The following is a 24,885-nucleotide window of genomic DNA, read 5'->3' on the forward strand; positions in this document are numbered from 1 at the left end:
AAAAAATGAGTCCACTTTATTGACACAGATCCAACGTGTAAATTTATCGTATCTGAGTACTTTAAATTAATTGATGGCGTTCCTGAAGAGAACTCTTTCTTGTCTTTACCAAAGAAAGGAGAGAAACCCTTATTAACGTTGTTTACTTGTGTTTATACGTCACAAGGAAAAGAAAGATACGTGGTACAGGGAGAGCTACAATAACAAGGTTGTAATCAACGCGAGTCGTTGAAATATGAAATGAGGAGAGTAAAAAATGGCAATAAATCGGTATGTAAAAAAAGCTGGAATGCTTGTTGGAATGTTAGGAATCATTGCAGGCTGTTTTCAGGGATATCGAGCATATGCAGAAGATGTCACGCAAAAAACGCCACCAGAGAAGGTCAATATCACGGTTCATAAATTAATGTACGATCAAGGAACGCAATTGAATGTTGATATTGACGGGATCAAAAACGATGGTTATACGCACGATCAATATCCTACAGGTGTAACGAAATACAACAAGGCAGATTATGGTGATGTTGAGTTTACGTTAGGAAATATTACGGATCAAGTATTACCGACTGAAGATTCTGATCTAACCAACGCGAAAGTGGACGAAATCGTTAAAGATGTAGAAGACAAGGGATCTAACAGTGAGTACGTCAAGAATGCAACCAATAAAATTACTTCAGCTGTAGATGAAAATGGTGAGATCACTTTTGCTGATCAACCAGCCTATGTCAATTCCAAAGGGAATGTATATGTGGTTTATGAAAGTAAATCCGCTGCTGGATTAGTCACACAAAAAGCAAAACCAATGGTTGTGATTGCGCCAATGACTGATAATACAGGTTCAGGTTTTTTAAAAGACATTCACTTATATCCTAAAAATATTGTTTCTAAGTTGAGTTTTGAATTAACGAAATTTGGTGACGATGGCACAGCTCAAAGCAAACAAACACCTTTAAAAGGGGCAAAATTTGAGTTATACAAGGGCGAACCTGGAAAAGGAACAAAATTAGGAGATCTTGTATCGGATGATCAAGGAAAGCTGACTGCTACTGATTTGACGTTAGGAAAATACTATTTTGTGGAAGTTCCTTCAGAAGTTGTAGTGGGATCAGATAAAGAACCAACAGCAGATCAATATTTATTAGGCGCAGACGCTCGCAACGATGCGCACAATAAATTAACCTTTGAAATTACGAATGATGGCGTGACAAGTGACTTAAAAGCTTCATACGTAAACTATAAAGCACCAGTGATCGATAAAACAGTAACAAATGGAACAGGACAAGAACATTCTTTCCAAATTGGTGACGCAGTAAATTATCAAGGAACGATTCATATCCCAACAGACATTGCAGGCGGAGCAGACGGTATCACAGTAAACGGCGTGAAAAGCGAAACTTCTCCTTACAGTGTATTTAAATGGGGGGATACAGCAGGACAAGGACTTTCTTATGTCGCTGCTAAAGCAAATATCAAAGTAACAAATAAAGATGGATCTGTGGTATTAAAAGAAAATACAGATTATAAAATCCAAAATTCAGAAAATGGCTTTGTGATCGATTTTATCGTGAATAATGGCCAAGTAAGTGATACTGTCGCAAGTTTACACGGACAAGATCTTCAAATGACTTATAACATGTATGTAAATGACAGCGCAGCTGTTGCCAATCCATTAACAAATAGCGTGGATTTCGTTTATAACAACAATCCATTTAATCAGGAAGAACACCACGAAAAAACGAAAGCTGACGTTGTGACTTATGGTGCAAAATTCTTAAAAGTCGATAGCGGACTATTTGGAACAGGAATCAAAGCAACACCGCTTGAAGGCGCAGAATTTGCTGCTAAAAACGCAGAAGGAAAATATTATGGTGGATTAGTTGATACGGATAAAGACGGTGTCAAAGAAGCAGTATGGGTAGACGATGTAGCAAATGCAGCGATCCTAAAATCAGATAAAGAAGGTCACTTTGAAATCACTGGTTTAACTGAAGGTGAATATTCACTGGAAGAAACAAAAGCGCCTGAAAACTATCAAAAATTAACGAAAGAGATCTCTTTCAAAGTAGACAAAGATTCATACAAAGAAGAAAACCGAATCACGATCAAAAACAATCAAAAAGCTTCCGTACCAATGACCGGTAGCAACGGTTTTCAAACGTATGTATTAATCTCTTGCTTGTTGCTAGGAGCAGGGGCACTTTCTGCAGTTGTTTACTTTAAGAAGAAAGCCAAGAAGGATCAAAACCAATGATTATCAGGAAGCCTAAGAAAAAGCGAATCATGGGTAAATGGATCATTGCTTTCTGGTTACTTTCAGCTGTAGGTGTCTTACTTTTGATGCCTGCTGAAGCGAGCGTGGCGAAATACCAACAAAATCAGCAGATTGCCGCAATCGATCGAACAGGAACGGCAGCAGAAACGGATTCTTCTTTGGATGTTGCTAAGATTGAGTTAGGCGATCCTGTTGGTATTCTTACAATTCCAAGTATTTCTTTAAAACTACCAATTTATGACGGAACGTCCGACAAAATTTTAGAAAATGGTGTAGGTATTACGGAAGGAACTGGTGATATTACAGGAGGAAACGGTAAAAATCCTTTAATCGCAGGTCATAGTGGACTTTATAAAGATAATCTTTTTGATGATTTACCTTCAGTAAAAAAGGGAGAAAAGTTTTATATCAAAGTTGATGGTGAGCAGCACGCTTATCAAATCGATCGGATTGAGGAAGTGCAAAAAGACGAACTACAAAGAAACTTTGTCACTTACTTAGAACCAAATCCCAATGAAGATCGAGTAACGCTAATGACATGTACGCCTAAGGGGATCAACACACACCGTTTTCTAGTGTATGGGAAGCGAGTAACCTTTACAAAATCAGAATTAAAAGATGAAGAAAATAAGAAACAAAAATTATCTTGGAAATGGCTTTTAGGAAGTACTGTTTTTCTTTCAGTCATGATCATTGGTTCGCTATTTGTTTATAAAAAGAAAAAATAAAGGAGGGTAACCAACATGAGAAATAGAAAATGGCTATTTGTTTGTGCAGCTGCTCTTTTTTCTTTCACTGCCTACACACAGTTGACGTTTGCAGACAGACAAGAAAGCACGGATAGCACAGAACAAACAATCCAAACGTCAGATAGCAGCACGATTCAAAGCAGCGATGAAACCGTCGATTCGTCAACAGTTGATTCTTCAGAAGAACCTAAAATTGCTGAAGACGATCAAATAGTCAAACAGACCATTCACGTTCAAAAGATTATTTCTTCCGAACAATTAGACAACCAGGGGCAAAAGCTTGAAAAACAAGAAGGAGTAAATGGCGCGAAGTTTTCTGTTTATGATGTATCGGACATTTTACAAAAGATGGATGTTAAGGATCTCACTACTGACCAAATTGAATCCCAATTAAAAGATCGAGTGAAAAAACTATCCAGTGATCAACTGAAGCTAATTTCTAATGGAGAAACAAAGACAATTGATCAACAAACAGGTGTCTTTGAATTCTCGGTAGAAGTACAGGCAAATCAGAAACAAGCTTATTATATTGTCAATGAATCAAGTCCTGAAAACATTTCTAATAGCGAGGATATTTTGCTATTAACACCTGTTTCTGATAAAAATGGTGAATTCTTAAAGGATGTGTGGATTTATCCTAAATCAGAAGCTTCGCAACCTAAAGAAGAAGTAAAAAAAATCGTATCTACTGGCGTAAAGAAAAACTTCTTTGAGAATTGTTGGGATTTTGTTACTCACTTGTTTTCTAGAGATTAAGGAAGAAATAAGATGAAACTGATCAAATTATTATTATTCAATCTTTCTTGTTTAACCGCAGTCTTTTTGTACTGCGGTTTATTATTTTCTCAACTATCTATTTTGCCAAGCTACCAACTATACCTAATGAGGATTTTAAACATACCAGCTGCTTCCATGCCGCTAGATATTATGGAAAAGCTCATTAGGAATCCATTATTTACTACGATCAATTTGATCGTTATTGTCGGAATTTCACTAGTCATTTATAAAAAAGAGGGGATGAAGGGATGAATTTTAAACACTCGTGGACAAGACGGTTAAAATATGTTTTTCCCATAATGATGATGTTAGGTACATTGTTTGGGTTAAAAACAGCCAATGTCTTTGCTGAAAAAGTTATTGTCGATCCGTCAAATCCAATCCAGAACGTAAAGAATAATTTTATTATTCCAAAAGATGTTCCTAATGCAAAAACAAATATTACTGTAAACGGAGCGTCAAAAGTTTACAAATATCATGTTGATGCCAACAAAGGTGGTTTTACAGACGACTACGTAGGATTAGTGGAGGGAAACAAAAATATACGCTATCCTTCTTTCCAAAAAGAATACGGTGAAACAAACCTTGTTTTAGAAGGCGTAACAACCAACACCAAAGTCAATATTGACTATGGAAAAATCGGTACGTATAACGGGAAAAAAGTCAATATCAAGCTAGTTCTATCTAATATTCACTTATACTCGGATACGTTGCCGTGGAATCTACTAGATAACAATTATACAAAAACTCATTTTCGAGACGATGGCTATAAAAATACGAATGGTGCAATGAGTAAATCTAAAAAAAGAACAGTACTTTGGATCTCAGACAATCTTTTCTCAGGAATTGTTTACCATTCAACACAAATGAATGTGCAGCTAGTAGCCACATATGAGGACGGTAGCCCCGTTCAATTTTCAGGAGATACATTTATCAGTTTTAACTCTTTGAACCCTGCAGGAGGAAAAAGCACGGATCTTAAAGGAGAATATGCCCACTATGACAAAATGAATACGACAGATTGGTATGTCAGAAAAGATACGGTTCTTTCAGAATTTAAATCTTTCTACAACAATCTGAACGTGGTAGGTGGCCACCCAGGAGGAAGCTCTAAGCTGACACAAGCGGATAATGATTTCAATAATTTGCATGATAAATTAGGAGATCCGAAGTTTGGTCAAGGTACTGTGTCCTTTAAAATATCTGAAGCAAATCCGACGTTTGTGATTGGTTCTTCTAATGTTCAAACCTGGTTTACTTTATCTTCTGCGACAATCTTTAGTGTTGTTCCTGATCAACCTGAAAAAACAGGGGTTGATAAAAATGGAAATAACGTGAACGATAAAATGTTGCAAGTAGGAGACACGATTCAATATCGAATCAAACAGAAGGTGAATCGATTAGGAGTGGATTTACTAGCGGTTTACGATCGATTTGAGTTAATCGATAATTTACCAAAAGAAGTAAATTACGTCGATGCACACGTTGAAAGTGGTACAAATAAAAAATTCGATGTATCTGGTGAAGTGACCTATGACAAAACAAAACACCAGGTAAAATATGCAGCGAAAGCTGATACATTAAAAAATCGAATGAAGTATAACGGCGAAACTTACGAATTAGTGATCAATGTAAAAGTCAATGAATTGGCCAATCAAAATAGTGTAGCCAAAAATCAGGGAACGTCGATCATTAATAAAGTAGAAAAGGATACAAATATCATTACCGTTTATTTCCCTAAAATTCCAGTGAAAGAAGTACAACAAAATGGAAAAGATGTAAGCGGACGAAATGACGGTAAGAAGGGTACGCCGACAGCTCCTTTAAACGCAGGATCTGAAGTACAATATCTAGTCACACAAAAATGGCACACAAAAGGCGTAGACGCTGCGTCAGATCACTACAAACAATTTAGTATTCAAGATCCAATTGAAGCTCGTTTGACATATAAAGAAGGTTCTGCGCAAGTAATAGATAAGAGTAAAGGAAAAGATATTACTTCTGAAGGCACACTAACCTATGATAGCAATTCAAGAACGCTGAAGTGGGAAGCTTCCGCTGACTTCTTAAGTAACAATCTTTTAGATGGACGAGAAATTCAGCTGATATTTACAGCTAAAACTCCATTACAATCAGAAAAAAATATTGATAACCAAGCCGTAGTAGCAGTAGATAATGTTTCTAATAAAACAAATGTTGTGACAATTGGGGTTGATCCTAACTTGCCACAGGTCATTGTTCCTAAAACAGGTTCTACACATTTAGTAACGATTTCAGCGGTCAGCTTACTATTACTTGTGTTAGCAACTTTTAGTTATGCGGTTCTGAGATACATTTAAAATAAAAAAACGAAAGAATGAATAAAATGAAAAAGTTAATAATAGTAGTTACTTCCTTGATTGCCATGATTGTTATTTTAGTCGGATGTAGTAATGAAAAAAATAAACAAACTAATCAAGATAATGGCGTATTGAAATCAGGAACTATGTGGAAAGAAGAAGTAGGTGGTCTTGTTTATAATTTGAAAATTATAGATGAGACTACCTGGGAATACTCTGAGAGTGTATGGCATCCAGATCCTGTACAAATAACAGTCAAGAGGCAAAAAGACTATAAAGGTTTAGAAAGATACAAAATAGTAGATTCAGCTGGTGTTAGGGAATTTATAAACAAATCTGATTCTTTATTTATTGTTGTTCCCTATGAGAAGAATGGCGTAAAAAAAATAATTTTTCTTGGATCTAGCAAGGATGAAAAGCGAACGAAAGAGAAATTGATTCACGATGGATCACAATCCAATAAATATAAGTTACAAAAGACTAGCGAGTGATTGCTAGTCTTTTTATTTGTCCTGAAGGAGGAATCACAGTGGCAAAAGCTAAAACGCCATTTGAAAAAGCCGCGTCTAAAATCTTAGAACGCCGCGGTGTATCTGAAACACAGTGGAAACAAGAAGTCCTTGAAAAAGCACAATTTGACCTATTACGGGGAAAAGACAAGGACTTAGAAGGATATATCTATCAACGTGAACGTGAAAAGCTTGTTTTCGATGAAATTATTAAACACTAAAAGGAGCGAACAATTTTATGTTTGAATCAATTACAATGAATTTTTTAACACAACCGAAAGTAGTAGCTGCGGTTGATATTTTTAGAGCATTACAAACTGCCGCAACTAGTTTAAAAAACAATCTGATGATTTTTGCTGCTGCTGCGGCCGTTGCTTCCATTGTTATTGGGGGTCTTTTCTTCCTATTTGGACGAAGAGGAGCTGAAAATGGGAAGATGCACGTAGGCTATGTATTGATGGGGGTAGGAGTTATTTTAGCAGCAGCTTCTATTGTGGTTTCGTTATTTGGATTGTTTGGACAAACACCTCAAGGATTATAAGAAAGTAAAAAAGTAGGAGTAAGAAGTAGTCGATACTTTTTACTCCTTTTTTATGAAAGGAGAATACTCATGTACTTTACGATTGCAGGCAATACCAAAACAGATAAAGAGTTAATAAAAAAAGCAACGAAGGAAGTAGGAAAGCGTACTTCTTTTTTACCGAAAACAATTAAATATTCTGTCATTGAAACGGAAGAACAGCTACATGTGTTAGGGAAAGTACTGGAACACGAAAGTCGATCTTCTGTTAAGTTGACTCTCACGTTACATGACACAGAAGGAAAAATAGAGAAAGCTGGTACAGAATACGTTTTTGGCCCACTGGATTATCAAATTTCAGAAGGTTTCTATCCTACATTGATGGATTTAATCCGCCTTGATGTGTTTAAAGAAACGGATGAAACTATGAGTGTGGAAGAGTCTTATCGAAACGAAAAACTTTTACAAGTTTTAGAAGAAGAGTTAGAGAGCGACCAAAGAAAAGTGAATCAAGGGAGTGAAGTCGAAGTAAATGAAGAAGTACCATGGGAACGACCAATATTTCCAAAGAAGGAGTCAAAAGAAAAAGAGACAGTCTATGTTGACGAACAAGCTGATATTCCGACTCAGAAATCGATATTTGAGGAAGAGAACGATGTGATGGGTCAATTGGAGGTAGATCCCTTTGAAGAAACAATGGAGGATGAAGAGACGGCCGAAGTAGAAGTTGATCCAGTTGAAGCTAATGAAGAGTCAATATGGACTGAAGGGGATTCTCAGGAATATATTGAACCACTTATCAGTGAAGAAGTAGAGAAAAACGAAACAGAGATACAAAAGGCAACTGTATTTGATTATATTTTGGATCAATATCCGCCAGAGCATGAATGGATGAAAGAAAAAAACAAATTATTTTTAAATGGGATTTATTCGAAATATCAATTACCCCAAACCTATCAAGCATTTTTAGAGAGTAAAGAAGAATTAATCTCACAGGGTAAAGGCACACTTTTAGAACAGTTAGAGTCTGTCCAATCAACAAATTGGCATGAGCTTGCACAAGAAGATTTATTAGCCACCTTTGAAGAACGTCAACAAGAAACAGATCAAGAAATTAATGAGTATGCGACGGAACAGTCGTCTAATTGGGAGAAAGCAAAAGAGGAACTAAATAAAGAAGAACAGCGAGTGATTGAAGAAGAAGTACAAAAAATTAAAGAGCGATACGAAAAGAAACGCGACAATGCGTATTCCTTGTGTGTAGAAAAGATCAATAATTTTACTCAGACGAATCAAGAAGCGTTATCGAAAGAAAAAGAAAACTTGTTAAAAGAACGTATAAGAGAACGAAAAGAAGAATTTTATCAAGGTTTGCGTACAGATAAGCTAAAGATTAGCAAAGAATTAAATGAGCAACTGAATAAGCTATATCAAACAACGACTGAAGTTCTTATGGAAAAACACGAGCAGATCCAGCAAGAATTACAAGTACAAATTCCAAAATGGAAAAAAGAGTATGAAATTCAACAACGAGAATTGAAAGAACAAGAAGAAAAACAACGGCAAAAAGAAAAAGAGCGCGAACAATTAGAATTAAAAAAACGTGAACAGGATCTTGCGGAACAACAAATGGCAATAGAAAAACAACGGTTAAACCAAGAAAAGGAAAAAGAAGCTGCTCGTAAGGAACGTCAAGAACAAATGGATACATTGCGACAAGCACAGTTAAATTATCTAGCACAACCTCAACCAGTAGCTGCTGTTCAAACGCCAGTGAACAACCAAGCAAATTTAACTCCTTCACCACAGCGTTCCTTTAACGGATGGATGGTGGGATGTATTGCAAGTTTAAGCTTGCTTCTAGGTGGAGGAACAGTATTTGCTTTTAATCATATCAATCAATCTTCACAGGCTGATTCTGTGGCCACAACGACGTCAATCAAGGAAGAAGCCCAAGAACAAGCAAGAAAAGAGTATGAACAACAATTAGAAGAATTATTGAATCGTACCAATCAGTCAACAACAGAGTCAAGTATGGAAAATAGCAAAGAGAGTGATCCTAGTAAGGCTAAAGAAGGATCAAGCGATTCAACTGTACAATCAAACACTTCCGAAAGTTCAGAATCAAATGAGGTGAAATAATGCGTGTTAGAGAAACAACGAGACGAAAAGACAAACGATTCAATTTAGAAAAGAATAGGTATCTTTCTCATTTCTATCGCTATACTCCTTCAGGAGAAGAGCTACCAGAAAAACATGACAAACGTATTTCTCAAAAGATTTTTTATAGTGGCTTAGCTTATCTTCCTTTAAACTATGTTGTTACAAGAATACCAGAAGCATTTCATCGATTTGAGATTATTCCAGGAAGTTTACAAGGAGTGAATATTTTTCAGTTACAAGAAATGCCGCAGTTATTCCATTTTGATTCAACTGGTTTTTGGAATCCTTTGACCCCAACAACAAGTTTAGGCACACGTTTAGTTGTTTCTACGATTTGTGTTGTTCCAGCTATACTTATGGGATTGAAAATGGACATGTGGTTTCGTCCTCTAGCAGATGGGCAAAAAGGAGATAACCGATTAAAAACGTTAAAGGAAATCCAACAAATTTATCCGCAAATACCAGAATCAAAGGGAGGTTTTCCTGGTTATGGCGGAATACCAATTACTCATTATAAAAAGTACTGGTATATTCAGACGGATACAGTAAATACTTGTATTGTTGGTACTTCCCGTTCAGGGAAAGGACAGATAGAAGTTTTAGCAACCATTGACAATTTGTCTCGTGCAGAAAGACAAAGTTCAATGGTTGTTAATGATCCAAAAACAGAATTATATGTTGCTAGTAAAGATGAACTAGAAGCTAGAGGGTATGATGTGTATGCATTTAATATCACCGATCCACTGCAATCAATGAGTGATAATCCATTGGCACTCATCGTGAAATACTGGAAGCGAGGAGACATAGATACTGCAACGCAGTTAACCAATACTTTTACGAATACGATTTATTATGATGCCAATGCTTCAGACAACAAATACTTTAACGAAAATGCGCAGAAAGCTGTAAATGCGCTTATTTTTGCGTTGTTAGAACAAGCCGATCAAACAGGGGATTACTCCAAATTAACACCCAATAATCTTGTTGAGCTTCTTTCTGAAATTGGCGGTTTTAATTATCAAGATCCTGAGAATGATTACAAACAACTCAATGCCTTAGATGAATTCATGAATCAGTTACCACCTGGAAACATAGCAAAAAAACAATATGGGGCAACAAAAATTGGTTCTGATAAAGCAAAAGGGAATATTTTATCGACGGCAATCACAGGATTGAATCCATTTACCCTAACGAAAATTGCGAAAATGACTTCTCAATCAACCATTGATTATAAGTCCATTGGTTTTCCGAAGTATTTGGATCTCAAACTACACGAGAGTCTGTTAAATCAGCGAATTGTTGTAGAGTTTTATCATCAAGGGAAAAATTTTCATGAGGAACGTGTCAAAGTAGGTTATAGAGGTTTTTGTGAAATCAACTTTGATTGTCATTTAGAGCAGGGAGATCATGTTTGCTTAAAATACGATCATCAAGGAAAAGAATATGTTGCTTGGTATGAGTTTTCTCAAAGAGTATTGAAAGACGAAGAGGGAAATATCGTTTATCGAAAAAAACGAGGAGAAACCCATTTACCAGAATTAGAAAAAGAAGCTGTTCTAACATTAGATGAGGATAAAAGTAACTTATTAGTAGAGTCTATTCGGATGCACTATACCGATAAACCAATGGCTATTTTTATGCTCACACCTGATTATGATCCATCTAACCATATCATTGTTAGTATTTTTCTTAGTCAGTTGTATAAAGAATTATCTACGCAATGTGTTAAGACTAAAGGAGATAAATGTCACCGTAGGATTCATTTTATTTTAGATGAATTTGGGAATATGCCACCAATGGATAATATGGAAGGAATCATGACAGTCACAGCTGGTAGAAACATGTTGTGGGATCTGTTTATTCAATCCTATCAGCAACTTTATGCGAAGTATGGGGAACAAAACGCAGCGATTATCAAAGAAAATTGTCAGACACATATTTATATTATGTCGACAGACGATAATACCATCGAAGAATTTTCCAAAAAAGTGGGGAATAAGACGGTTGAACAAGAGAACAGTACCACCAATTCATTAGGTATGAATACTCATATCAATCGCAATGTTGATTCAGATCGTATCTTAACTCCTGAAAGGATTTCTACTTTTTTAGAAGGTGAAACGATTGTACTCGCTCCTTTAAAACGACAAGATTTGAAAGGTCATAAAATACGGCCGTATCCTATTTTTAATCATGGGGAAACGAATCTTCCTTATGCTTATCAATATATTGAAGATTTCAATCCATCGTGGGATATCAATGATATAGACATACATTGTACACATGCGGACTTGGATCTTAAGGCTTTACAAATTGATTACGATTATTTTCTACCTGATATCTATGCACGTCGACTTTATCACAATATGCACGATCAAATAGAAGAGGAAGCTAAAGAAAACATTTTTATTAAAATCGTTCAATCTTTAGACAACTCAACGGCACAAAAGTTACTTATTCAATTTTATGAAGAGAAGCAAATAGATCGTTTGCAAGAATACCTTGAAAAATTGCATCAAAATGAAGAAATTACAGAGGTTATAAGGAAACGACTTTTGCTAGAAGCTGAAAAGGCGGTGAAAGAATGATCATTGGAGGAATATTTTCCGGCATTGCCGACTGGTGGTCAGGCTTATTTGGGGATGGGGATGCAGATCCCAAAACCGTAACGAAAGTCTTACAAGATTATGGTAATTATCTGCAGTATCAAGATGTATTCAGTTGGATTTGTAATACTTTTTTATGGGGTTTGATTAAAGGGTTATATAATCTCAATACTTTACTAGAAAAAACAATTTATCAAAGCTTTGATTTAAAAGACTTATTGAACGCTGCTGGTGTTAATGAACTGTTTCAAAGTTTGATTAGTAAGGTATTGGCTCTTTTTTGTGTCGTCACATTAATTTATTTAGGCTTAAAATTTTTTATGAGTAAACATCCACCAAAAATCAAAAATATCTTGGTTAATCTATTTATGGCCATGATTTTGATTTTTGGTGGTAGTTCTTTAATCGATGAAGGGCTAAATATTAGTAAAAACTTTTACGGAGACGTGACTGCAGCAAATAAAGCAGATAAAACGGGTTCACCTGCTTTTCAAATTATTCAAAATAATGTGATTGATGTCAGTACATTACTAGCGACTGACCCGAATAAAGTAGAATCCTTACCAACAGATAAAAGAAATGCTCTCACGGCGAAAAATTTCAAAACAGCGAATATCAATGGGATTATTACACCTGATCAAGCTAAGAAAATGTCTGAATCAAGTGATATTAGTACAGTACAAAAAGATCGGTTAAAGGCATTACAGTATCGACTAGAGTTAGACGATAATGGGAAAGAAATCCCTGTTCAAATTAGTGATGAAGGTTTAGCAAAACATGTGTATACGTCAGGCTATCGTCGATACATTAGTAGTCCAGGGATTATTTTAGCTGGGGAATCTTCTTTGTCGGTAGCCTATTTATTTATTTTGTTTACGATCGTTACTTGCATTATTGAGCTAGTATTTAAAAAATTCTATTTAGTAATTGCCGCGTCAACGGACTTTGAGACAGGACAACGGATGAAAAGTGCTATAGAAGATATTTCTCAATCCTTCTTGTTATTGGCGTTTACGATTTTAGAATTACGAATCTATACATTAATGCTTTCAGGTATCGGTGATTTGCATGCGGTAGGAAAGATCAATGGATTCTTGTATGTTGTTGCTTTAATTGTGCTAACTATTGCGCTATTCAAAGGCTCTCAATCGGTTACGAAGATTTTCGGTGTTGATACGAGTCTGAAAAACGGCAGCAATTCTCTTCTTAGCATGTTTGCCTTAGGAAATATTGCGAAAAATGTGGGTAGTGGGGCTAAAAACCTTGCAAGTGCTGGTAAGAGTGGTTTAAGCAATTTAAATGATATTCGTAAAAATGGATTTGGCAATCGAAAAGATGTTGCTACTGATAATGGGGAAGAACAACCAGACGATAAAGCTACAACAGTACCTAATAGTAAAAAGACAGTTTCCGAAATGTTCGGGAAAGCGAAAAATGGTGTTACTAAAGCCGCAGAAGGTCTTGGTTACGTCAATGAACGTGGGTTAAAAGGAACAGCTGAAGATCTTACAGAAAAAGCCAAAGACACCTTAGAAGAGAAATTAGATGGCACGAGAGCCAAAGAATTGGCTGAAGCTGTGAAGAATCCATCCGAAACACTAGAAAAACAAAAAGAAAAAGCTTCAGAAGTCAAAGAAGGACTAAAAGATGCGTATGGTGAAGGACAAGTCAATGCAGCAGTAAAAGCTAATACAACAACCGAAAAAGAAAATCAAGAAGGTGCAGCGATTCCTTCAGCCAAAGATCACCAAGATGAGTTGCATTCTAACGAAAATTCAGAAGAAGGACAAAATGGTCAATTACCAAAAACAGATCCAGAACAATATCGTTATAAATCTAACATTAATTCTGAAAATGAAAAGCGCATTTCAGATTTACCAAAACGAAATCAAGAAGTACAAACGGATGATGATTCCATCGATCTGCCAAATGATAATGGAGTCGAAGTTGGAACTGAAAAATCAACGAAAATTGGTTTACCTAAGGCACAAAATTTACCAATGAAAGATAGTCGTTTGAATCAATTCAAGGAGAATGATCAAAGTTTTGTTCATCAATCAACTGCAGGTAATGTTCAAATGAAACCAAGTCGTTTGCCTGAAAATGGAAATCTGACAACTGTTTCTTACAATTTATCTGAAAGTGGGGAGACAGGGAATGCGTCCGTTCAAAATGTTGTGACAAGAGAAGCTGCACCAGAACCTATTCAAAAAGTTCACACAGGTTACAAACCAGCAAATGTGGCATTTACTGCACCAACAAAAATAAATGTGACAAGAGAAACTAAAAACAGGAACAATGAATTGAAAGAACAACTATTGAGGGATATCAAACAGGATATCAAACCATAAAAGGCCTACAAGTTAGGCCTTTTTTCTATGTATGAAAAGGAGAAATCATTTATGGATAAATATATTAACATGAAAAATCCTCCAAGATTTAGTGGGGAATGGAAGTTTTTTGCCTTTTTCTTTTTGGATCTATTAACGCTTGGTGGTTGCTTTTTTTGGGCGAAAATAGTCAATAACCTTGTCCATTTACCACTCTTTTTTGCACTCTTGAATTATGGCTTATGGATTGCGATAGCTCTAGTGATTGTTTGGCGACCCTATAATAACCCAGGTCAACGACAAATTTTTGCGATTATCGAGTCTATTTTTTTTACGGACAAGAACCATTATCATGCGTTAGATCCTAACCGAAATTATCATGGTACGTATAAGGAGGATGAATAAATGCGAGTCAAAGGACAAAATTCAGTTGATAAGAAATCCATTTTTCAGTTTGGAAAACCAGAAGAACGATCTATCTTGGATTTATTTCCTTATAAATCCTGTACAGAAGAGGGAGTCTTAGTTACTAAAGAAGATCATTTTCAACGTTATTATCGTGTAGTTTCTACAGACGTGGAAGGATTAAATGAACAAGAGAAATTAGAACGAATGAATCAGTTGACCACTGTCATGCGTACGTATGTGCCAACAATTAAGTTAGTTAGTTTGACCACAGAGACGGATTTAACGGAACAAATCGTACAAAAGCGGCAGTTATTAGATAAGAATCGTATGGAACAATCCTTAGGAAGAAATCTACAGCGATTAAGAAAATATGAAAAGAAATTAGTAGAGGAAATCCAGGAATTGAAACGAGCAGAACAAGAACGTCCTGACTTAAGCTTCTTTTTCATCATTGAAGGAAAGACAACCAAGGATTTACAAACCAGAAACCGTCAGTTAATGCGATCTAGTGGCATTTTAGGGTTAAAACCACTCTACAAAAAAGAATTGATCAAGATTCTGTATCGAATGAACAACATGAATGATGAGTAGGAATGGAGAAGAGAGAATGAAATATCCGTTGATATGGTTAGAAAAAGATGTTCCGAAGGAAGAGACCACTAGAAAATTTCCTCACACTTTAAGCCTGGGTAAGTTGGGAAAAGGGCAATCTTTTCACCAAGTAAAGAATCAAACAAGAAGAGGTGACTGTACATGTTAGAAGCGATTAAAACAGCTTTTTCACCACAAAATGATCAAAAAGTACTTGATCCATTAAAGCAACTAGGAAATCGGGAAATAGAAATTTTAAAATCCAAAGGATATGATTTAGATTTTTTAAAACAAGTGATGCCACAAGGTGGATTAAATTTCGATGAAGAGTATGTGACCTATGGAAATGGTTATTCACGGTGTGTGACAGTTTATCACTACACAAAAAATCCTACTCTTTTTTGGTTGGCCAATCTCATGAACAATCCTCATACAGTGGCCACACTAGATGTTAGCACAGATGAAAAGCAAAAAGTGATTGATCAAATCAACCGCGCATTAGATGAATTAAATGATCGATCAGATAATGAACGAAAAGCGACTGACCGAAATAAAAGTGCGGAAGAATACCTGGAACTAGCGGAATATGCCCGAAAATTGACTTCTAATGGGGAAATTTCTAAACAAGTCAAAGTGAGAGTACATGTTTACGGAAACACGATCCAAGAAGTAGATGAACGAGCGCAGGAACTAATCGAAAATCTCAAAGGGATGGATTATCGTGCGGTGACTTATCTGCATAAAACCAAACGAGATTGGCAATCGATGTTTACCATGTTCGATGAACAAGCTGAATGGTTCGGAAATATCAAAGGGCAATCACTACCATCGTTAAACATTGGCGGAGGTTTCCCGTTCCACCACCAAACGCTAAAAGATCCAGGAGGTACACAATATGGGGAAACCATGACAGGCGGCCCATTTGTCTGGAATGCGACGTATAAAAATAGTGTACGGTTGTCTACTAATACCTTGCTTCTAGGAATGATGGGAGCTGGTAAATCGACCGTTCTTAAAATGATCGCGGAAGCCCATTTAGCTGCAGGAGACTTTATTTGGGGCTTTGAAAAGGGAAAAGACTTTATTCCTTTCTTAAAGGAATATAACGGTATTATGGTGCGTTTAGACGGATCTGACGGGATGATCAATCCTTTAGAAATATTTGCCACACGGACGTATGATGAAGCATCCAGTTTATATGACGATGGATCAGTCAAAGATTTGAAGATCAATGAAGCAGCGTCCTATCAAACACACTTAGACAAAGTGGTCTATCAGGTACAGTTAGTGAGTCCTCAGCTAAAAGGAACGATGAAAGCAGAATTTAAGACCTACTTAAATCGTTTTTATGAAGAGTATGGAACAGTACCACGCGGCTTTACTTCCTCAAATTCGCGTTCAAATACTGAGATGCAAGTCACAGGGAAAGATCCAGAAGCTTATCCGACGTTCAAAGAATTTTTAGACTTTTTAGGACAACTGGAATTACCAGGTGCTTCCCAAGAGAAAAAGAATCGAAAAGAAGAAATGGAATCCATCGTAGAATCCTTATGTGAGACGTATGGCATGATTTTTGATGGTCACAGTACGATTCGACACCTTGACCAACAACAGTTGGTCTTTTTTGACATTGACTCTATTACAGGTTTAGATCGAGGGGTGCAACAATGTCAAATGTACATGGCTATGACGTTGATTTGGAATCAGGCATTGATTCAAGGACGAAGACAACGGCGCTTAATTAAAGAAAAACAAATGGAAGAACAAGACTTCAAACGCTTCTTGGCGATGATTGATGAGTGCCATAATGCGATTAATCCAGATTTTATTGAAACGGTAAATTATGTCACAAACTTTCAACGAGAAATGCGTAAAGTAGAAGCAATGACTGTTTTAGCGACACAATCCCCACAAGAAATGGTACCAGAAAATATGTCTTCTGATAACTTTTCGAAACTGAAGAAAGTCTTTGAATTTTCTTCTACGAAGATTTTCATGCGTATGGATGAATCTATTTTACGTCATATAGAAGGACTAGTGGGTAAATCAATGACGAACTCAGAATTAGAATCCATTCCTCAACAAAATCAAGGAGACGCTGTGATCAACTTTGGCTCAAAAGAAACCATTCGTGTTCATTTTAGTCCGAACAAACGTCAATTAAAATTGTTTGATGGAGGAAAATAATGGAAAACCAAAATGAAAGTTTAATCAAGCAGTATGTTAAGCGTCGTGCAAAGCGGCGCTTATTTTTGTGGTTGTTTGGTACTTCTGCAGGTTTGATGACTATTTTGATCACTGTGTTTGTGACCCTATTTCTAATACTTGCCGCGGGATCGATTGATAATTCGGATTCAGATTCAAGCAGTGGTGGCGAAGCTTTTACAGGAGAATATTCGGAAGGATTACCCATTTATAAAGAAATCAAAGGAAGAGGCCCTTTTTCTGATGAAATTGCGCAATATGCTGTAGGTGCAGCAGTGAAATACAAATTATTGCCAAGTGTGATCCTATCGCAATACGGGTATGAATCGGCATTTGGAACGTCTCTATCTGCTAAAAACGACTTGAATTTTTTCGGAATTACCTGGTTTGATGGTTGCTTGTTTCCAAAGGGTACTGCACGAGGAATTGGTGGTATTGAAGGTGGCTGGTACATGAAGTTTCCCAACTCAAAAGCCGCATTCTCTTATTACGGATTTATGGTAGCTACGCAGTCAAACTTTAATGCAAGCGTAGGAAATAAAAGCCCTGGCGTAAGCTTATTGATTTTAGGACGAGGTGGTTATGCAGCTGCAGGAATCACTGAAGATAGTCCTTATTATACAGGTTGTATGTCGATTATTACCTCAAATAAATTAACAGAATATGATGAATTAGCGATCAAACATTGGGGAGAAGGAGGAAATAACAACGGTACGATTACTGGTGAATGGATGAATCCTTTCCCTGGCAGCAGTTTAGATAAAAGTTCCTTCAGCGGTGGTCAATTATTTGGAACGAATCCAGGCGGTGAATTCCGTCCGAATGGTTTCCATGATGGATTAGACTTTGGTTCAGTTGATCATCCAGGAAGTGAGATTCATGCGGTTCATGGAGGAAAAGTCGTATACGTTGGAAATCCTGGTATTTCAGGTTTGGGCGCGTGTGTGATCGTGATTAATTACGACGGCTTGAATATGGTATATCAAGAATTTGCAAATAGTACAGGAAATTCTCGTGTGAAAGTGGGAGATCAAGTGAAAGTTGGTCAAGTAATCGGGATACGAGATACAGCACACTTGCATTTAGGCTTCACTCGAATGGATTGGCGTCAAGCACAAGGACACGCATTCACAGATGATGGTACATGGATCGATCCATTACCATTTTTGAATAGCAGCAAAAAATAGATCAGGAGAAAAAATATGGAAAATAAAACTTTAAAAATCGTCTTAACAGCTGCAATTAGCGTTAGTTTAATCGGCAATATCGCGTTGTTTTGGCAGCTGAAAGAAGAACAAGAGACAAATACCTTTAAAATTGAAGAAGTGGCTAAAAACGCGTCTGAGAAGCTCAAAAAAAATTCCTATGAGGCACAGGCGAAGATCGACAAGTTAAATCAAACCATCAATGAGAAAAACCAAGAAATCGATCAGCTGAAGCAACAAGATGGCACAAAAGCAAAAGAGGAAGTAACTGAAGCACAAAGAAAGACGGCAGAAGAGTTCGGTCAATTGGCCATTGATAAATCATTAAGCAGAAATGAATTAACGGAAAAACTAAAAGATGTCGCAACCCAAGAAGTGATGGACAAATTAAGTCCTGCAGACGATAATCACCAACATGATGATTACGGAAGTTACTCTTTTACATTAGGTGACGTGCAAACTTACGCTCAAACAAGCAGTGTAAAAGAGGAACAAAATTTTGTTGTATTTGTTGATTATACAATCGGCAATCCTCAATTCAAAGATGTCAAACCGCAAAAAATAAAAGGTGGATTAACTGTCACTGAAAAACAAGTAGATGGTCAATGGAAAGTCACAGACTTTAGTTATTTCACTCGTTAGGAGGAAGAAAATGAGTAAGAAAAAAGGAGCAAGAGAACGTTTCAAAAAACGAAAAAGTTATCTTAGATGGCTGGGAATCTTTATGATTCTCGGCTTTTTAATTCTTGCTAGTCCGATTTATACGCATAAGAAGGTAGACATACCAGATGAGGTAAGCACGAACGCATTTTTAAACACGAAGGAACTGACGATGGTTTCAAAAGAAAAAGGAGCGAACCAGCAATTAGTTTTTGAATTTGCGATCGACGATGAAGATCAAAGCTTATTAAAAGAACTGGCTAATCTTAATTATCGCGTAGAAGTAAAGACAGCTAAAGGGGATTATCAAGCAATAAAAGCCAAAGTGATTAAGGTGTCTGATGATTATTTTGCAGTGAAGCTATCGCATGTACCAGAAGAATATATTGCTATGCGATTAACCATTATTCCTGAAAAAATTGATCCAAAGGTGGATATGCAAGAACCGCAAGATCTGATTTTTTACATTCACGAAGATAAGGTCAAAGATCACGTGAAAGACGAAGATTATGAACAACATGCGATCAATTACAAAGTGAAAGGATACAAGAAAGAACAAAAAGCAGCACAAAAACAAATTGAATCTTTCCAAGCAACCATAGATTTGAATGAAGAATTAGTGAAGAAACTAAAAGATCAGTTGCCTTATCAAGTCGCAGATGATCAGGAAAATACTGAAAATAAGATTAATGGTTACCAGCAAGAAATTGAAACATCGAAAACGCAAATGAAAGATCAAGAAGAGATCATTCAGAAACTTCAAGAAAAAATTGATCGTATTACAAAAGAAAATATTTAGTAGAACAGGTGGAGTGAAAGAAATGAAGCGAGCGAACTTGGTCGGCAAAGATATTTTCGCTGAGCAGAAAGTATTGATTAAAGCCTATCTCAAAGTTGTAAAAGTCAAAGATGTATGTCAAGAAGTGAATTTATCTAACACGACAATATCTGAACTGAAAAATGGTAGAAAGAATTTAGACACATTAAAATTGAGATCTTTTGAATCTCTATATATAGCTGCTAAAAAATATTTTACAGCTGATAATAAATAAAAAATTAAGGTGGGTTCTATGTGAAAAAAACGTATCAAAAGTTTTTATGGATCAGCTATATCGCCCTATTTATCGTTGGGTTTCTCGTCAGTGTGTCCGTGATCGTCGGAACGCTTTTTCTTTTGTTCTCTGACGAAGATCTGTTACTTAAGGGGTTAATGAGTACGTTATCGTGTGTTATGTTACTTTACCTATGCATACAGATCAACGAAATTATGTCCCCTCATTGGCAAGAAAAGAAGAAAGAATTTAAGATGGAAAAACCTTTTTAAAAGTATTTGATTTACTTGCCATAAGTGTAATTCTCACATCGCTAATAAAATGAATAGAATTGTCAGAAAGAACAGTAGTGGGATTGAAGGACTTCTTGACAATATTCTTTCTGCACATATGTATTTATTTGTATCTGGCTTTATTCTCGTATTGATCGGGTATGTATTTACGAAACTAATTAAACGTTCAATTGGTATAGAAATAGAGATTGGCCTAATTCTGACACTTCCTGGTTAGGGTTACCTATATCAGAAGTACAGGACAAATGATCAATTAGTTCATAAAAATTGCTTACCTAATTGTTTCCGACATACAAAGTGGAGCTTTTTTTTATAGAGAAAAAGTATGGATTCCAATTTTTATCTTCTTTGAGGAATAGTTTACCTATGGTTCAGGAATAGATTTAATTCTTAAGATTATTGTATGATACAGTAAATTTGTATCATAATTAAGAAGGAAGTGTTAGATATGTCAAATGTAAAAGAGTTAGAGGATGTTTCAATTAATGAAATGGTACTGGGTAACCGCAATTCAAGGGGGGCTTTACGCAATACTATTGTGGTTTTTTCTTCATAATGATTTCGATTTTTCAGTGCACAGACTAGTTGTAGGTAGCTTATTTTATCTTTGTATGATAGGGGTTATTAATTACACAATTTACAAAAGAAACACACGCCCGTAATGAGAACTCTGGTCGTATTTAGGTTTCATCAAGGCTTTTAATTGGATAAAGCACTTACCCGTGTCTTTAGTTGTAGGAGGTTTAATAAAGTACTAAAGAAATGTATTCTTCTATGATGGTCTTTCAGTGAAGCTCGTGAATAGTGGCCCATAACTAGCAGAAACATTCAAGGTGGTATTGCGTTCATTTAGCCATTCCCAAACTTCTTTTCAATTAGAAATTTTAAAGCAAGTTTCATGAAATAGAATTTCCCTTGGAAAAAGCTCGCTTGTCTTTATCGACAGCGGCTTTTTTTATTCATTGAGAATAGCTTATAAAATGATTATTTATTTTAGTATAGCACCTCACAATAACCTGCCGTTACAATTGCTAACGAATAAAATTTATGGAAAAGTGTTGCATTAAAATGATCTAAAAAAGCTTACTATGTAGATGATGAGGTTTAATGAATTTGATAAATTTAAATAATTTATTTGAAGGTATAACTAATAATGTTCAAGGTTTTAGAATTTGAAGTAAACTTTTAAAGAGCATAAGGAAACGTGGGAACACTTTTTAAAAAAAGTGTTCCAATAGGCTGTGCCTATTACGTTTCTCAAAAATAAATGTGGGAACAAAATATTTAAAAATAGGATAGTGAAAGGATAGTGAAGGATAGTAAAAGGAGGGTAGTAGGATAGTAAAAAGGATAGGCTCCTTTTCGCTATCCTTTTTAAATTGGAGGAATTAATATGGAAGTAAGAATAAGAAATGTGGATAAGAAAATCGTAAGAGAAATTGATCGAAGATGTGACGAACTAAGTAACCGTACGGGTAATAAATGGAGTCGTAACGATTATTTAAAATTACTAATAGAAAATGATTTTGATCGTCCTTTGATGGAATATAAAAAAGAAAAGTTTGATCAGTTATTAGAAAAGTTTTCAGAAATTCAAAGCTATAACACAAAGATATTAGAAGAATATGTTAGCCAAAACAATCGTATTTTAGAAATCTTGATCGAGCAAAATAGAGGAAGTGAACTTTGATATGGCAAAGGTTATAGACAAACACATTTACTTTCACCAAACACATATCGATGTGTTGGATGAGATTATTTCTACTCATGCAGAAGTTAAAAACTATAGTGAAGCCGTTCGGTTTCTATGTATGAATTATGATCCAGAAATGGAGAAAAAAGTAAATTCCAATCAAGCAAAGTTGAATGGAATGAGTAAAGAAATTTCTATTTTAACCGAAATGGTTTCAGAGTTTGCAGATCTTCATTTGAAAGATACAGGAATACTAATTGGTACAAATTCAACGGTTTACCAAGAAGCAAAAGAACGTGTGGAAGGAAAAATTAAATCTAATCAAACCAAAAAATATTCCCCTCAGTTGAAGAAACCTGTGAATGAATCTGTTCATGCCAGAGTAGATCCATTTGATCCAACGAAGATTCTAAAAAGATAAAAGTAGAAGGGGAACATGATGAATAAATCGCCTGCAGTCATTCTCACTTGTCAATTTACCTTGCCCAATAAAAAATCTTTTTCAACATACATTGATTATATGACAAGAGAAAAAGCGCTGGAAGAAATGGAACGACGTACGCCTGAAGAAGAACAGGAACTGCAACGAATCAAGAATGCTTTAGAGGATTTTTATATTCCTGAAGGAGAAACTTTTTCGGAGAGTAAGACGGATAAAGAATTCAGCGAAACGTCGAATGAAGCTCAATCTTTGATGGGAAATGGAATCAACTTTGACAAGTTAGAGGAACAAGATTTTACCAAATATCTTTCTTATATGACCCGTCACTATGCGTTAGAACAAAAGAAAGAACTGACGCAAAGTGAACAAAAAGAATACCAACGCTTGAACCAAGCAATAAAAAAATATCAAACAGAGCCACACAAAAAAGCTTCAGGAAACCTTCCTGGAGTTTTTTCTATGGCTTCAGACGAAGTGAAAGGAAGTGATCTGAAGGAGATTAAGCAAATCTTCCAAAGAGGACAACAAAAAGGCTCAATCATTTATCAAGATGTTGTCTCTCATGATAATTCGTATCTTGAAAAAATAGGATTGTACGATCCCAAAACAGATACTTTAGATGAAGAAGGATTAAAAGCAGCTGGAAGAAAAATGATGGAGACATTATTCGAGAAAGAGCAACTGAACGAAACAGGCTACTGGATGGCAACGATTCACCGTAATACCAAACATATCCATATTCATTTTGCAGTTGTTGAAAAAGAAAATACGCGTAAACCTTACACGGAGGTTGAAAATGGTGTGAGTTATATCGTACCGAAAGGTAAGAGAAGACAAGCAACATTAGACGCAATGAAGACCAATTATGTACATGAGTTAGAACGTTTTTCTTATGAAAAGGATCGAATGATTGGTATGGAGAAACGAAATTTATTGACGCGGAAAAGTGATTTGCGTAACACCTTAACAAAAGTGGTAAAAGAGCCAGCGCGTTACGATCGACACGCAATGAACTTATTAAATGAAGTATATAAAACCCTACCTGACAAACGTTCAGAATGGAATTACGGGGATGAAAAACGAACCAAACTTTCACCATACACAAGAGAGAAACTCGATGAGTTAACCAAATATGTTTTAACAAAAGAACCTGAATATCAAGAATATATACAGATTTCAAAAGCATTGAAAGAAGAAGCAAAAAGTCTTTATGGGGAAAGCAAAAGAGAATCAAAGGATGCAGAAAAAAACGCCCTCTTTGATTTAAAAAAGCGCACAGGAAATGCCATCCTAACAGAACTGAAGAGACAAGATAGTCAAATAAAACCATTAATAGAAGGTGTCGATCAGATGCAATCTATTTACAATGAACGATCCTTCCGAACACTTAAACAGTTGCCAACAAATGAATACAAGTATAGTTACGAAGAATTCATGAAGCGAAGGAAACAATTCCAACAAAGAGTTGTCACGCAACGGAGTTTGCGTCAATTAAATCGAACGATTAATGACCATGAAGAAAAATACCACGCAAGTAAAGCATACGAAGAGCAACAACGAAGAATTCAAATGGAACAAGAAAGACAGTAGGAGGAATAGCAATGAAACAATATTTAGATCAATGGAAAGTTATAGAAGGATCATTAAGAGAAGAACGAATCGAACAACTTCCCGATTGTTTAGAAAAAGAGCATTTGTTTCAGATAAGAGAAATGTTGAGAAACGAACAGTTTGATCCAAATCAATTTTTAGTCGTTGAGTACCCAGCTACTGGTGTGTACTGTTGTAATCATGTGAAGGGTGAAAAATATTTTATCATTCAAGAATATGAAGGCAAGTTAGCGCCTTATTATACTACTTGGGAAATGAATGAGGAGGGGATCAATAACTTCCCGTGTAAAAGCATTGAAGAGTCTATTTCACTCACAGAATGTTAGTTGTTAAGTGAATAAAAGAAGTAAAAGAGTCCTGAACGTAATTGTCCAAGACTCTTTTTTTCAATGAATTGTTTTCCGCCAATTCAATGAGTGGTGCGATTTCCGACTACATTATATCAAAAGAAAGAGAAGGG

24 protein-coding genes and 1 pseudogene are annotated in these 24,885 nt (G+C 35.9%); all 25 read left to right on the plus strand.

Annotated features, from left to right (window positions below; genetic code table 11):
• Positions 1–33: 33 nt before the first annotated feature.
• Positions 34–204 (plus strand): annotated as a pseudogene (locus HMPREF2961_RS14625) (class A sortase); the annotation flags it as partial.
• 52 nt (positions 205–256) lie between these two features.
• Positions 257–2,251, plus strand: a complete 1,995-nt coding sequence (locus tag HMPREF2961_RS06520; RefSeq protein ID WP_002335364.1) for a pilin N-terminal domain-containing protein — start codon at positions 257–259, stop codon at positions 2,249–2,251.
• A complete protein-coding gene (locus HMPREF2961_RS06525) occupies positions 2,248–3,000 on the plus strand; it encodes a class C sortase (protein ID WP_002293487.1) in 753 nt (250 codons plus the stop codon). The genes HMPREF2961_RS06520 and HMPREF2961_RS06525 overlap by 4 nt, the downstream gene beginning before the upstream one ends.
• Positions 3,001–3,015: 15 nt before the next feature.
• Positions 3,016–3,777, plus strand: coding sequence for a pilin N-terminal domain-containing protein (locus tag HMPREF2961_RS06530; protein WP_002302869.1), 762 nt, complete (start codon positions 3,016–3,018; stop codon positions 3,775–3,777).
• A 12-nt stretch (positions 3,778–3,789) separates the two neighbouring features.
• Positions 3,790–4,050: a hypothetical protein gene (locus HMPREF2961_RS06535; protein WP_002293489.1), complete on the plus strand. Its 261-nt coding sequence runs from the start codon at positions 3,790–3,792 to the stop codon at positions 4,048–4,050.
• A complete protein-coding gene (locus HMPREF2961_RS06540; protein WP_002342426.1) occupies positions 4,047–6,137 on the plus strand; it encodes an isopeptide-forming domain-containing fimbrial protein in 2,091 nt (696 codons plus the stop codon). The genes HMPREF2961_RS06535 and HMPREF2961_RS06540 overlap by 4 nt, the downstream gene beginning before the upstream one ends.
• Before the next feature lie 26 nt (positions 6,138–6,163).
• The gene (locus tag HMPREF2961_RS06545) at positions 6,164–6,628 is read left to right on the plus strand and encodes a hypothetical protein (protein WP_002310966.1); all 465 of its coding nucleotides are present in this window, start codon (positions 6,164–6,166) and stop codon (positions 6,626–6,628) included.
• A complete protein-coding gene (locus tag HMPREF2961_RS06550; RefSeq protein ID WP_002305229.1) occupies positions 6,625–6,867 on the plus strand; it encodes a DUF5415 family protein in 243 nt (80 codons plus the stop codon). The genes HMPREF2961_RS06545 and HMPREF2961_RS06550 overlap by 4 nt, the downstream gene beginning before the upstream one ends.
• A 17-nt stretch (positions 6,868–6,884) precedes the next feature.
• Entirely contained in the window at positions 6,885–7,187 is a 303-nt protein-coding gene (locus HMPREF2961_RS06555) for a hypothetical protein (protein WP_002295662.1), read from the plus strand.
• Positions 7,188–7,256: 69 nt separating this feature from the next.
• Positions 7,257–9,308: a coiled-coil domain-containing protein gene (locus tag HMPREF2961_RS06560; RefSeq protein WP_002343098.1), complete on the plus strand. Its 2,052-nt coding sequence runs from the start codon at positions 7,257–7,259 to the stop codon at positions 9,306–9,308.
• Positions 9,308–11,917, plus strand: coding sequence for a VirD4-like conjugal transfer protein, CD1115 family (locus HMPREF2961_RS06565; protein ID WP_002343097.1), 2,610 nt, complete (start codon positions 9,308–9,310; stop codon positions 11,915–11,917). The genes HMPREF2961_RS06560 and HMPREF2961_RS06565 overlap by 1 nt, the downstream gene beginning before the upstream one ends.
• Positions 11,914–14,286 carry a pLS20_p028 family conjugation system transmembrane protein gene (locus HMPREF2961_RS06570; RefSeq protein WP_070704372.1) on the plus strand — a complete coding sequence of 791 codons (2,373 nt, stop codon included), beginning with the start codon at positions 11,914–11,916 and terminating at the stop codon, positions 14,284–14,286. Before HMPREF2961_RS06565 ends, HMPREF2961_RS06570 begins: the two co-directional genes overlap by 4 nt.
• A gap of 51 nt (positions 14,287–14,337) precedes the next feature.
• Entirely contained in the window at positions 14,338–14,670 is a 333-nt protein-coding gene (locus HMPREF2961_RS06575) for a hypothetical protein (RefSeq protein ID WP_002295656.1), read from the plus strand.
• Complete coding sequence (locus HMPREF2961_RS06580) at positions 14,671–15,264, plus strand: hypothetical protein (protein ID WP_002335359.1); 594 nt, start codon at positions 14,671–14,673, stop codon at positions 15,262–15,264.
• Positions 15,265–15,426: 162 nt separating this feature from the next.
• Positions 15,427–17,451: a VirB4 family type IV secretion system protein gene (locus HMPREF2961_RS06585; protein WP_002335358.1), complete on the plus strand. Its 2,025-nt coding sequence runs from the start codon at positions 15,427–15,429 to the stop codon at positions 17,449–17,451.
• Complete coding sequence (locus HMPREF2961_RS06590) at positions 17,451–18,656, plus strand: glucosaminidase domain-containing protein (RefSeq protein WP_002330438.1); 1,206 nt, start codon at positions 17,451–17,453, stop codon at positions 18,654–18,656. Before HMPREF2961_RS06585 ends, HMPREF2961_RS06590 begins: the two co-directional genes overlap by 1 nt.
• A 15-nt stretch (positions 18,657–18,671) precedes the next feature.
• A complete protein-coding gene (locus HMPREF2961_RS06595; RefSeq protein ID WP_002330437.1) occupies positions 18,672–19,316 on the plus strand; it encodes a hypothetical protein in 645 nt (214 codons plus the stop codon).
• Between the two features lie 10 nt (positions 19,317–19,326).
• Positions 19,327–20,133 carry a hypothetical protein gene (locus tag HMPREF2961_RS06600; protein ID WP_002293510.1) on the plus strand — a complete coding sequence of 269 codons (807 nt, stop codon included), beginning with the start codon at positions 19,327–19,329 and terminating at the stop codon, positions 20,131–20,133.
• Positions 20,134–20,155: 22 nt separating this feature from the next.
• Complete coding sequence (locus HMPREF2961_RS06605; protein WP_002297493.1) at positions 20,156–20,386, plus strand: hypothetical protein; 231 nt, start codon at positions 20,156–20,158, stop codon at positions 20,384–20,386.
• 20 nt (positions 20,387–20,406) lie between these two features.
• Positions 20,407–20,658: a hypothetical protein gene (locus tag HMPREF2961_RS06610; RefSeq protein WP_002310985.1), complete on the plus strand. Its 252-nt coding sequence runs from the start codon at positions 20,407–20,409 to the stop codon at positions 20,656–20,658.
• 49 nt (positions 20,659–20,707) lie between these two features.
• Complete coding sequence (locus tag HMPREF2961_RS14630) at positions 20,708–20,896, plus strand: hypothetical protein (RefSeq protein WP_002310987.1); 189 nt, start codon at positions 20,708–20,710, stop codon at positions 20,894–20,896.
• A 1,176-nt stretch (positions 20,897–22,072) separates the two neighbouring features.
• Entirely contained in the window at positions 22,073–22,369 is a 297-nt protein-coding gene (locus tag HMPREF2961_RS06615) for a hypothetical protein (protein ID WP_002336700.1), read from the plus strand.
• Position 22,370: 1 nt separating this feature from the next.
• Positions 22,371–22,793, plus strand: a complete 423-nt coding sequence (locus tag HMPREF2961_RS06620) for a hypothetical protein (RefSeq protein ID WP_002310988.1) — start codon at positions 22,371–22,373, stop codon at positions 22,791–22,793.
• A gap of 18 nt (positions 22,794–22,811) precedes the next feature.
• Positions 22,812–24,404: a MobP2 family relaxase gene (gene mobP2 / locus HMPREF2961_RS06625; protein WP_070704375.1), complete on the plus strand. Its 1,593-nt coding sequence runs from the start codon at positions 22,812–22,814 to the stop codon at positions 24,402–24,404.
• An 11-nt stretch (positions 24,405–24,415) separates the two neighbouring features.
• A complete protein-coding gene (locus tag HMPREF2961_RS06630) occupies positions 24,416–24,751 on the plus strand; it encodes a hypothetical protein (RefSeq protein WP_002310991.1) in 336 nt (111 codons plus the stop codon).
• Positions 24,752–24,885: the final 134 nt, after the last annotated feature.

The organism is Enterococcus sp. HMSC076E04, assembly GCF_001814285.1.
GTDB lineage: Bacteria > Bacillota > Bacilli > Lactobacillales > Enterococcaceae > Enterococcus_B > Enterococcus_B lactis.

What these genes read in the sequence shown, in the direction of transcription:
- HMPREF2961_RS06520 (WP_002335364.1), top strand. Translation starts at nt 257, where the DNA reads ATGGCAATAAATCGGTATGTAAAAAAAGCTGGAATGCTTGTTGGAATG.
- HMPREF2961_RS06525 (WP_002293487.1), top strand. Translation starts at nt 2,248, where the DNA reads ATGATTATCAGGAAGCCTAAGAAAAAGCGAATCATGGGTAAATGGATC.
- HMPREF2961_RS06530 (WP_002302869.1), top strand. Translation starts at nt 3,016, where the DNA reads ATGAGAAATAGAAAATGGCTATTTGTTTGTGCAGCTGCTCTTTTTTCT.
- HMPREF2961_RS06535 (WP_002293489.1), top strand. Translation starts at nt 3,790, where the DNA reads ATGAAACTGATCAAATTATTATTATTCAATCTTTCTTGTTTAACCGCA.
- HMPREF2961_RS06540 (WP_002342426.1), top strand. Translation starts at nt 4,047, where the DNA reads ATGAATTTTAAACACTCGTGGACAAGACGGTTAAAATATGTTTTTCCC.
- HMPREF2961_RS06545 (WP_002310966.1), top strand. Translation starts at nt 6,164, where the DNA reads ATGAAAAAGTTAATAATAGTAGTTACTTCCTTGATTGCCATGATTGTT.
- HMPREF2961_RS06555 (WP_002295662.1), top strand. Translation starts at nt 6,885, where the DNA reads ATGTTTGAATCAATTACAATGAATTTTTTAACACAACCGAAAGTAGTA.
- HMPREF2961_RS06560 (WP_002343098.1), top strand. Translation starts at nt 7,257, where the DNA reads ATGTACTTTACGATTGCAGGCAATACCAAAACAGATAAAGAGTTAATA.
- HMPREF2961_RS06565 (WP_002343097.1), top strand. Translation starts at nt 9,308, where the DNA reads ATGCGTGTTAGAGAAACAACGAGACGAAAAGACAAACGATTCAATTTA.
- HMPREF2961_RS06570 (WP_070704372.1), top strand. Translation starts at nt 11,914, where the DNA reads ATGATCATTGGAGGAATATTTTCCGGCATTGCCGACTGGTGGTCAGGC.
- HMPREF2961_RS06575 (WP_002295656.1), top strand. Translation starts at nt 14,338, where the DNA reads ATGGATAAATATATTAACATGAAAAATCCTCCAAGATTTAGTGGGGAA.
- HMPREF2961_RS06580 (WP_002335359.1), top strand. Translation starts at nt 14,671, where the DNA reads ATGCGAGTCAAAGGACAAAATTCAGTTGATAAGAAATCCATTTTTCAG.
- HMPREF2961_RS06585 (WP_002335358.1), top strand. Translation starts at nt 15,427, where the DNA reads ATGTTAGAAGCGATTAAAACAGCTTTTTCACCACAAAATGATCAAAAA.
- HMPREF2961_RS06590 (WP_002330438.1), top strand. Translation starts at nt 17,451, where the DNA reads ATGGAAAACCAAAATGAAAGTTTAATCAAGCAGTATGTTAAGCGTCGT.
- HMPREF2961_RS06595 (WP_002330437.1), top strand. Translation starts at nt 18,672, where the DNA reads ATGGAAAATAAAACTTTAAAAATCGTCTTAACAGCTGCAATTAGCGTT.
- HMPREF2961_RS06600 (WP_002293510.1), top strand. Translation starts at nt 19,327, where the DNA reads ATGAGTAAGAAAAAAGGAGCAAGAGAACGTTTCAAAAAACGAAAAAGT.
- HMPREF2961_RS06605 (WP_002297493.1), top strand. Translation starts at nt 20,156, where the DNA reads ATGAAGCGAGCGAACTTGGTCGGCAAAGATATTTTCGCTGAGCAGAAA.
- HMPREF2961_RS14630 (WP_002310987.1), top strand. Translation starts at nt 20,708, where the DNA reads ATGAATAGAATTGTCAGAAAGAACAGTAGTGGGATTGAAGGACTTCTT.
- HMPREF2961_RS06615 (WP_002336700.1), top strand. Translation starts at nt 22,073, where the DNA reads ATGGAAGTAAGAATAAGAAATGTGGATAAGAAAATCGTAAGAGAAATT.
- HMPREF2961_RS06620 (WP_002310988.1), top strand. Translation starts at nt 22,371, where the DNA reads ATGGCAAAGGTTATAGACAAACACATTTACTTTCACCAAACACATATC.
- mobP2 (WP_070704375.1), top strand. Translation starts at nt 22,812, where the DNA reads ATGAATAAATCGCCTGCAGTCATTCTCACTTGTCAATTTACCTTGCCC.
- HMPREF2961_RS06630 (WP_002310991.1), top strand. Translation starts at nt 24,416, where the DNA reads ATGAAACAATATTTAGATCAATGGAAAGTTATAGAAGGATCATTAAGA.